Origin of the sequence: Ilumatobacter sp., assembly GCF_030065885.1 — a bacterium.
Classification (GTDB): Bacteria; Actinomycetota; Acidimicrobiia; order Acidimicrobiales; family Ilumatobacteraceae; genus Ilumatobacter.
In genome coordinates this window covers 1-8,901 of the sequence record NZ_JASJCS010000157.1, presented here as the reverse complement: position 1 = coordinate 8,901, position 8,901 = coordinate 1, and the positions used below count along the sequence as shown (strand labels likewise).

Sequence of the window (8,901 nt, the reverse complement as noted above, 5' to 3'; positions counted from 1 at the left end):
GTCGACGTCGACGACGAGGCGTTCGCCCACCCGACGAAGTTCGTCGGACCGGTCTACGACGAGACGACGGCGCGGAACCTGGCGGCCGAACGGGCCTGGTCGGTCGCCCCCGACGGCGATTCGTGGCGTCGTGTCGTGGCCTCGCCCGAACCGATCGAGGTGGTCGAGGGCCACACGATCCGGCGGCTGGTCGACGCCGGCGTCGTGGTGGTGTGTGCCGGTGGCGGTGGCATCCCGGTCGTGCGCGGGCCCGACGGCACGCTGTCGGGCGTCGAGGCGGTCATCGACAAGGACCTCACGGCCGGGCTCCTCGCGGCGATGCTCGACGCGGATGCGCTGCTGCTGCTGACCGACGTGTCGGCGGTCGAGACCGCGTACGGCGAACCCCATTCGGAACCGATCAGGTCGGCGAGCGTGGCGGAGCTGCAAGCGTTCGCCTTCCCTCCGGGCTCGATGGGTCCGAAGGTCGAGGCGGCCTCACGCTTCGCGGCCGGCGGCGCCTTCGCAGCGATCGGATCGCTCGTCGAGGCCGAGGCGGTCCTGGCCGGTCGCGCCGGAACGCGCGTCACACCCTGATTCGACGCTGGCTCCTTCCCGCCGGACAGTCGGCGCGCTCGAGGTGGGTGCGTCCGTCGGCGACGCCAGCTGCCGAACCTCATCACGTGACGAGGTGGCGGCCAGGTCGCTCGGCCCTCTTCACAATCCCGTAAGGTGGCGCGGGCGATGACGGGCTGCACCGGTGGCGTGCTTCGCTCTGGGGGGTTGTCATGTCGACCGATAGCGGGAACGTTGACGGATGCTGGGGCCGAGTCGGGCGTCGGCGACGGAGTGGCATCGGGCCACACGGGCCTCACGGCGTGTCTTCGATGGTGCGGGCAGTCCGGCTGTCTCTTGCGGTGACGCTGCTGGCCGCGGTCGCGGTGCTCGTGCCGGTGGGCTCTCAGACCGCGGCTGCCCAGACCGTCATGTGGGAGCAGGTCGGTGCCGATATCGACGGTGAGGCCGCCGGCGACGTCTCTGGTTCGTCGGTCGCGATGAGCAGCGATGGTGGCGCGGTGATCATCGGCGCCCGTGGCAATGACGGCAACGGGACCGATGCGGGTCATGCGCGGGTTTTCGACTGGAACGGCGTTGCGTGGGTGCAACGCGGTGCCGATATCGACGGCGAGGCCGCCGGCGATCGGTTCGGGTCGGCGGTGGCGATGAGTGGCGACGGCACCACCGTCGTCATCGGCGCCCCCGAAGAGAGCTTCTCTGGTGTGGGCTACGCCCGGGTCTTCGACTGGGACGGCGCGGCCTGGGTGCAACGCGGCGTCGATATCGACGGCGAGGCTGCCGGCGACCGGTCCGGATCGTCGGTGGCGATCAGCAGTGACGCCGACACCGTCGTCGTCGGCGCCCCCCAAGGCGCCTCTTCGGGTGCGGGCTACGTCCGGATCTACGACTGGGACGGCACCGCGTGGGTCCAACGAGGTAGCGATGTCGACGGCGCAGTTCCCGGCGGCACGTTCGGAGATGCCGTGGCGATCAGCAGTGATGCCACGTCCGTCTTCATCGGTGCCCCTCGCAGCGACAACGGCAACGGCACGATGGCGGGTCTTGCCGGGGTCTTCGACTGGGACGGCGCAGCCTGGGTGCAGCGAGGCGCCGACATCGACGGCGTGGGTCCTGGGGACCTTGCCGGGATCTCGGTGGCGATGAGCAGTGACGGCAACACCGTCATGCTTGGCGCCCCCCGCAGTGGCGGCGAGGCCCGGGTCTATGACTGGGACGGCGCAGGCTGGGTGCAGCGCGGCACCGACATCGAGCGCATGGTCAACGACGACTCGAACGTTTCGGTGGCGATGAGCAGTGACGGCAACACGGTCGCCCTCGGTGTCAACGGGTCCGCCGGCCCCGGTACGGATGCCGGCTACGTGTGGGTTCATGACTGGGACGGCGCAGCCTGGGTGCAGCGCGGCACCGACATCGACGGCGAGGCGCCAGGGGACCTGTCCCAACAGGTCGCGATGAGTAGTGACGGCAACACGGTCGTCATCGGTGCGATCGGGAACGACGGCAACGGTTCCTTCGCCGGTCATGCCCGCGTGTATCGGTTCGCTGAGCCGTGCCAGCCCGGTTCGTTCTCGACGACCGGCGCCGAGCCGTGTACACCAGCGCCGGCTGGGTTCTTCGTCGATACGACGGGTGCGACGAGTGCGACGCCGTGTCCGGTGGGGACGTTCCAGGCGGGGACGGGTGCGACCGGGTGTGATGATGCGCCGGCTGGGTTCTTTGTCGATGTGACGGGTGCGACGAGTGCGACGCCGTGTCCGGTGGGGACGTTCCAGGCCGGGACGGGTGCGACCGGGTGTGACGATGCGCCGGTCGGGTTCTTCGTCGACGTGACGGGTGCGACCGGCGCGACCCCATGCCCGGTGGGGCAAACCACCGCCGGACCCGGTGCGACGTCGGTCGACGACTGTTTCGCGATCGACACCGACGGAGATGGGGTCCCCGACGCCGAGGATGTCTGTCCCGCAACGGTGTTGCCGGATCAGCCGAGCGAGGGTTTGAAGAAGAACCGGTACGCCGCATCGATTGACGGGTTCGCTTCGACCGATGGGATCGTCGTTGCCACCCTGGAGGACACCGGTGGCTGCTCCGGCTCGCAGATCATCGCCAACTCCGGGCTCGGTGCCGGCCACACCAAGTTCGGCATCTCCCGTTCCGCACTCCGAGACTGGATCGACGCTCAGAACGCCTGACGAGACGACCGGCGTCGGCCTCCCGGATCAACGGGCAACTCCGTGCGCTGCGGTGACGTTCGGGCCAGATCTCGGTCGTGCGCGCGCACGACATCGCCCCCGTGCCAACGCGGCCGAACCCTCGATTGCGCCGCTGTGGCTGGACGCAGGTGGTGAGCCGAACCCTCCGTTCTGCGGTTGCGACCGGATCGAGGAGGTGTCGGCAGGCGTGCGGGCTCTACGCTGTCGCACGGCCAGGTCGACGATCGTCGGCTCGAGCGCCTCTAGCTCAACGGTAGAGCAGCGGGCTTTTAACCCGTTGGTTCAGGGTTCGAAACCCTGGGGGCGCACACGCGCGACGATGGTCCCCGTCGACGGGTTGGTGTCGGTCGTCAGCGCGGGACGGTCGCCTCGATCCTGGCCTGCAGGCTGCGGCGGAGATCCTCCGGCTCGTCCCAGAGGATGTGGTTGCGGGCCTGCGTGTCGAAGTGGACGCCGCTCTCCTCGAAGAAGTCGCGCCGGCACGTCCAGATCACGGTCTTGCCGAGCCCGAGCGCGAAGCCGGCCTCGAAGTACACGCCACCCCGGTTGCCGGTGAAGTCGGCGACCACGAAGCGGGACTTGCGGATCTCGGCGATGATCCGGTCGGTGATGTCGTCGTTGTGTTCGAGGAACGCCATCTGCATCGCATCGAACCCGGCGTCGCGGATGGCGGGCTCGATGGCCTCCCGGTAGACGTGCTCGAGCTCGGGGTCGAACCACATGGCGACGAACCCCTGGTTCGGCTTGTCGACCGTGCCACGTTCGAGCTCCTCGACGTGCCGTCTCCCCGCGCCCGTGAGGCGCACACTCGCATCTTGACCGTCGACGAGCCGACCCGGAAAGCCGTGGGCGCGGAGTTCTTGCTCGATCAGCCCCTGCTTCGCCAGCTCGTCGAGGTGGTAGTCCAGATCGACGTAGCCGGGCGCCATCGCCAGCGGCGTGTCCTCGGGCCCCACGTCGGCGTACGAGCCGAAGGTGTGATCCTGCCTCGCGATCGCGTCCAAGGTGAGCAGCAGCTCGTCATGGATGGCAGCAAGGCTGGTCGGCGCCGCGGCCCGAACATCGGCCAGGCTGACGATCCCTTCGGCCGGGCTCAGCTCGCCGGGGCCATAGATCGAGGCGCGCAACCCTCGACGCTCCCGCGTGCGCCGATACCAGGCCAGCGCGATGCTGACCTTCGGTTCGATCAACCCGAACCACGAGCAACCGACGGCGAGGAAGGCGCCGCAGTACCCGACGCCCTCCGGCTGGTTCGACCGGCATGTCACATGCAGCACGCCTGTCCCTGCACGTGACCAGCTGCGGATACTCGGCCGGTCGGTCTCGTGCCGGCAGAGCGGGCAGGGCGGAGTGCCCATCCATTCGTGCTGGGGGAATCGCTCTTGACTCACCCGGAGCCAATCGAGCAGCTCCCGGATCGTCCAACCGACGTCGGCTTCCGCCTCGCCCCCGGGCTCGGCGCGAACGAGTTCGCCGAGGAGCGTGGCAACCGAATGGTCGATGTCCGGCCGCGTCGGCACGTCGAGCGACTCGAAGAGCAGCTGGAGGGTTCCGACGGCCTCCGCAGCCCAGTTGCGATGCGCCCGGCGTGCCACCGCGTTGGGATCCTCGATGTCGTCGTCGACACCTGCGGGGAGGAGCTCCTCGTCATCGGGGTGCGCCCCGATCTCGACTCGCGCGCCACCCGGCAGCAGCGTCTCACCGGATTGGATCAGCCACCCGATCGCTGCGTTGGCTGCTGATGAACTCACGTTGTCGAGCAGCACGACCGACTCGTCCACGTCGCTCACTCTGTCACTCCATCACGTGGGCGCACCACCGGCGCGGCAACCAGCGACGTCAGGTGTGGCGGATGGTCATGCCGCCGTCGACGGGGATGATGGCGCCGTTCACGTAGCTCGATGCCGGGAGGCACAGGTTGAGCGTCATGTGGGCGATCTCCTCGGGCTGGGCATAGCGGCGAACGGGCACGCGCCGGCGGGCGTAGGTCTGCTTGGCGTCGGGCGGGATGTCCTCGGTCATGCCGGTCTCGACGGCGCCGGGGCAGATGCAGTTGACGGTGACACCTTGCCGGCCGACCTCGACCGCCATGCTCTTCGTCAGACCGACGACACCCGCCTTCGTCGCCGCATAGGCCGTCATGCCGGCCGACGTCACGATCGCCTCGGTGGACGCGATGTTCACCACCCGCGCTGCGTCGGACTTCAGCAACGCCGGCAGCGCGAGCCGAACGAGCCGAGCGTGCGCCGTGAGGTTGATGTCGAGCGTCGACGCCCAGTTCGACTCGAACGCCTCGTCGTCCTCCTCGAAGAGCGACGTCGGCAGCGCCACCCCGGCGTTGTTGACGACGATGTCGAGCCGGCCGAAGGCCTCCAGCGTGCGAGCGACGAGCGCCTCGAGCTGCGCGACGTCCGCGACGTCGCAGACCACGCCGAGCGCGGCGCGATCCCCGTGCACCGCATGGATCTCGCCGACCACGGCGGCCACCCGTTCCGAGCCGAGGTCAGCGACCACGACGTGGGCGCCCTCGTCGGCGAACAGGTGCGCCGTCGCCCGCCCCATCCCGCTGGCGGCGCCCGTCACGATCGCGACGCGACCCTCGATCGAGCGGGACAGCGAGGTGAGCCGGTCGGTCATGGAGCGTGACCGTATCCGCCGACCCCGGCCTCGGCGGAGCCGCGGACCTCAGGCCCTAGGCGGGCCGACGCAGGCCGGAGGACGATGGAGGCTGACCACGAGGAGGCTGCACCATGGTGAACCAACTGCAGTCCGACGACGCGCGGCTCCACGAGCCGCCGGCCCCCGAGACGATGGGCTCAGGACGATTGGGCGGTGCGACCGTCTTGTTGGTCCTCCTGGCGGGGCTCGCCCTCGGCCTCGCCGCTGCGTGGCTTCTCACCAGCGACGACTCCGAGAGCGACGACCCGTCGGCCGAGATGACCGAGACCATCGACGCCTGGGCGGCGGCGATCTCCGATCAGAGCGTCACGGCCATGGTCGAGCTCTACTCGGACGAGGCAGTCTGGTACGACGAGGCGCTCCACGACACGTTCGAGGGTCGGTTCGGTGTACGCCGCGGATGGGACGTCTTCGCCGACGTCGAAACGGCCGAAGCCGAGCTGCTCGCCGCCAACGCCGAGACCGCGGCGATGCGCTGGTCGATGGTCGGCAACTTCGGCTGGGAGCTGACCGGCATCTCGGTCCTCGGGTTCGACGGCGAACTCATCGTCGAGGAGACCGTCTACTACGACTGCGCCCAGTCGCCCCTGTGGCGGTCTTGCGAGAACATGACCCGGACCTGATCAGCTCTCGGGCGCGAACGCGATCGCGGCGAGCGGCGGGATGTCGATCACGACCGACTGGTGCTGGTCGTGCGAGTCGAGCGGCGCCGCCGTGACGCCGCCGAAGTTGCCCATGCCGCTGCCGCCGTACACGTCGGCATCGGTGTTGATCAGCTCGACCCAGCGGCCCGCCTGGGGGACGCCGAGCCGGTAGTGGTACTGCGGTGACGGCGTGGCGTTGATGACGACCAGCACCGGTCGCTCGCGGTCGGCCGGGTCGGTGCGCAGCCAGGCGAACACGCTGCGGTCGGCGTCGTGGGCCTCGACCCAGCGCATGCCGGCGCCGCCGTCGACCACCGTGTCGCCGAGGTGCATCGACGGCTCGTCGCGGTACAGCGCGTTGAGGTCGGCGACGAGTTGCCGGACGCCCTGGTGCATCGGGATGTCGTGCAGCGACCAGTCGAGCGTGCCGTCGTGGCTCCAGTCCCAGCGGGTGGCCAGCTCGCCGCCCATGAAGAGCAGCTTCTTGCCCGGCTGGAACCACTGCATCGCGTACAGCAGCCGCAGGTTGGCGAACTGCTGCCAGTCGTCTCCGGGCATCTTGTCGAGCAGCGACCCCTTGCCGTGCACCACCTCGTCGTGACTGAGCGGCAGCACGTAGTGCTCGCTGCCCATGTACACCGACCGGAACGTCACCTCGCCGTGGTGCCAGCGGCGGTGTACCGGGTCACGCCGCATGTACTGGAGCGTGTCGTGCATCCATCCCATGTCCCACTTGCCGCCGAACCCGAGCCCACCGAGGTACGTGGGGCGGCTGACACCTGGCCAGGCCGTCGACTCCTCGGCGTGGGTGACGATGTCGGGGTGCTCGGCGTACACCGCCTCGTTGAGCTCTCGCAGGAAGTCGATCGCCTCGATGTTCTCGCGGCCGCCGTACCGGTTGGGGATCCACTCGCCCTCCTCGCGCGAGTAGTCGAGGTACAGCATCGACGCGACAGCGTCGACGCGCAGCCCGTCGGCGTGGAATCGGTCGAGCCAGCACATCGCGCTCGAGATCAGGAACGAGCGGACCTCGTTGCGGCCGTAGTTGAAGATCGCCGAGTTCCAGTCGGGGTGGAAGCCCTGCCGGGGGTCGGCGTGCTCGTAGAGGTGCGTGCCGTCGAACTCGGCGAGGCCGTGGGCATCGGTGGGGAAGTGCGACGGCACCCAGTCGAAGATGACGCCGATGCCGCGCTGGTGCAGACGGTCGACCATCGACATCAGGTCGGTCGGCGACCCGAACCGCGAGGTCGGCGCGAAGTACCCGGTCGTCTGATATCCCCACGAGCCGTAGAACGGGTGCTCCATCAGCGGCAGGAACTCGACGTGGGTGAACCCGTGCGCCAGGCAGTGGTCGGCGATCGGGTCGGCGAGGTCGCGGTAGTTGGGGAAGCGCCGGCCGTCGGTGACCGTGCGACCCCACGACCCGAGGTGCATCTCGTAGATCGACATCGGCGCAGCGAGCGAGTTGCGGGCGCCGCGCTGGAGCATCCACTGATCGTCGTGCCACTGGTGGTCGAGGTCGGCGACGTAGGAGTCGATCGACGGCGCCGGGTGGTGTGCCGCACCGACGGGGTCCGACTTGTCGACGCGGTTCCCGCCCGGCGCGGTGATGCGGTACCGGTAGGTCGTGCCGATGCCGGCCGCCGCGACGGTGCCGGACCAGATACCGGAGCTGCCCTGCGGGGTCAGCGCCGCCTCGCCCGACCAGTCGTCGAAGTCGCCGACCACGTGCACCGCTTCGGCGGCCGGCGCCCAGACGGCGAAGCGGACACCCTCGTCCACAGGGTGCGCGCCGAAGTGCCGGTGCAACTGCCGGTGCGTTCCCTCGTTGAAGAGGTGGATGTCGAGCTCAGGGATCAGCGTCATGTCGGCCTCCGGCACCGGTGCCCCGCCGCCGTCACAGTTGGTGTCAGACACCATCTGTAACACGATGTCGGGGTGGGTCGTGACGGATCGTCGAGGGCGTTCACGGCTGGATCATCTCGACGACGGCCGACAGCGGCCAGTGCACCCACGCCGGCCGGTTCGACAGCTCGTAGCGCACCTCGTAGAGCCCCTTCTGGAGCAGGAAGACGGCCAGGAGCAGATCGGCCGCATCGCGGTCGGACGGCACGAGGCCGGGCGGCACCGTGGCGAGGTACGACTCGGTGACGGTGCGGCCGAGCTCGCGCATCCAGGCCTCGTGGAGCTCGGCGACGCCGTCCCTGCCGTCGGCTGCGAGCTGGCCGCGGGCGGCGGCGCGGTCGAGGGCGATCCGGCCGGCGTAGTCGATCGACCGCAGCAGTCCTGCGAGGTCGATCAGCGGCGACCGCAGCTCGTGCCGCTCGCGCATCGGACGGCCGGGCTCGCCCTCGAAGTCGATGAACACGATGTCGTCGCCGGTCCAGAGGATCTGCCCGAGGTGGAGGTCGCCGTGCACGCGGATGCGCATCGCCTCGAGACGGGTGTCGTGCAGCGGTTCGAACCGGCGCAGCACACGGTCGACCGGTTCGAGCAGCTCGGGCGCCGAACCGACCCCGGCGCGCAGGAGTGCCCGCTGCGTCTCGGTGACCGCCGCTCGCAACTCGTCGAGCAGCACCTCCTGCCAGTCGAGCGCGAACGGCAGCGGCGTCATACCCGGCGCTCGCGCGCCGGCGAGCGCGCCATGCAGCTCGGCCGTGCGTCGCCCGAGGAGCTCGGCGACCTCGAGCGAGAGCTCGGCCGGGCGCTCGCGGTCGGCCGGCCCGGTCGTGTCGAGGGACTCGCCGAAGGCGGTCAGCATCCGCTCGAACAGGTCGCCCTCGTTCGGCACGGCATCGTGCCGAACGAGG

Annotated in this window: 6 protein-coding genes, 1 tRNA gene and 1 pseudogene; 4 read left to right on the top strand and 4 right to left on the bottom strand. The window is 69.6% G+C overall.

What is annotated here, in order from left to right; genetic code table 11:
- The 3 genes and pseudogenes from QNJ12_RS22165 to QNJ12_RS22155 all read left to right on the top strand — a co-directional run.
- Positions 1-576: pseudogene (locus tag QNJ12_RS22165) on the top strand (carbamate kinase); the annotation flags it as partial.
- 290 nt (positions 577-866) lie between these two features.
- Positions 867-2,747 carry a hypothetical protein gene (locus QNJ12_RS22160; protein ID WP_300626048.1) on the top strand — a complete coding sequence of 627 codons (1,881 nt, stop codon included), beginning with the start codon at positions 867-869 and terminating at the stop codon, positions 2,745-2,747.
- A 257-nt stretch (positions 2,748-3,004) separates the two neighbouring features.
- Positions 3,005-3,076: transfer RNA gene (locus QNJ12_RS22155), tRNA-Lys, on the top strand.
- 42 nt (positions 3,077-3,118) lie between these two features.
- Here QNJ12_RS22155 and QNJ12_RS22150 read toward each other — a convergent pair.
- Positions 3,119-4,558, bottom strand: a complete 1,440-nt coding sequence (locus QNJ12_RS22150; protein ID WP_300626046.1) for a hypothetical protein — start codon at positions 4,556-4,558, stop codon at positions 3,119-3,121.
- Between the two features lie 49 nt (positions 4,559-4,607).
- Entirely contained in the window at positions 4,608-5,405 is a 798-nt protein-coding gene (locus QNJ12_RS22145) for an SDR family NAD(P)-dependent oxidoreductase (RefSeq protein WP_300626044.1), read from the bottom strand.
- Between the two features lie 113 nt (positions 5,406-5,518).
- On the opposite strand from QNJ12_RS22145, the gene QNJ12_RS22140 reads away from it, so the two are divergent.
- The gene (locus tag QNJ12_RS22140; protein ID WP_300626042.1) at positions 5,519-6,070 is read left to right on the top strand and encodes a nuclear transport factor 2 family protein; all 552 of its coding nucleotides are present in this window, start codon (positions 5,519-5,521) and stop codon (positions 6,068-6,070) included.
- On the opposite strand, the gene glgB is transcribed toward QNJ12_RS22140, so the two are convergent.
- Both glgB and QNJ12_RS22130 read right to left on the bottom strand, forming a co-directional pair.
- A complete protein-coding gene (gene glgB, locus QNJ12_RS22135; RefSeq protein WP_300626040.1) occupies positions 6,071-8,011 on the bottom strand; it encodes a 1,4-alpha-glucan branching protein GlgB in 1,941 nt (646 codons plus the stop codon).
- A gap of 46 nt (positions 8,012-8,057) precedes the next feature.
- Positions 8,058-8,901 (bottom strand): phosphotransferase (locus tag QNJ12_RS22130; protein ID WP_300626038.1); only part of this gene is annotated, 844 nt, incomplete at its 5' end.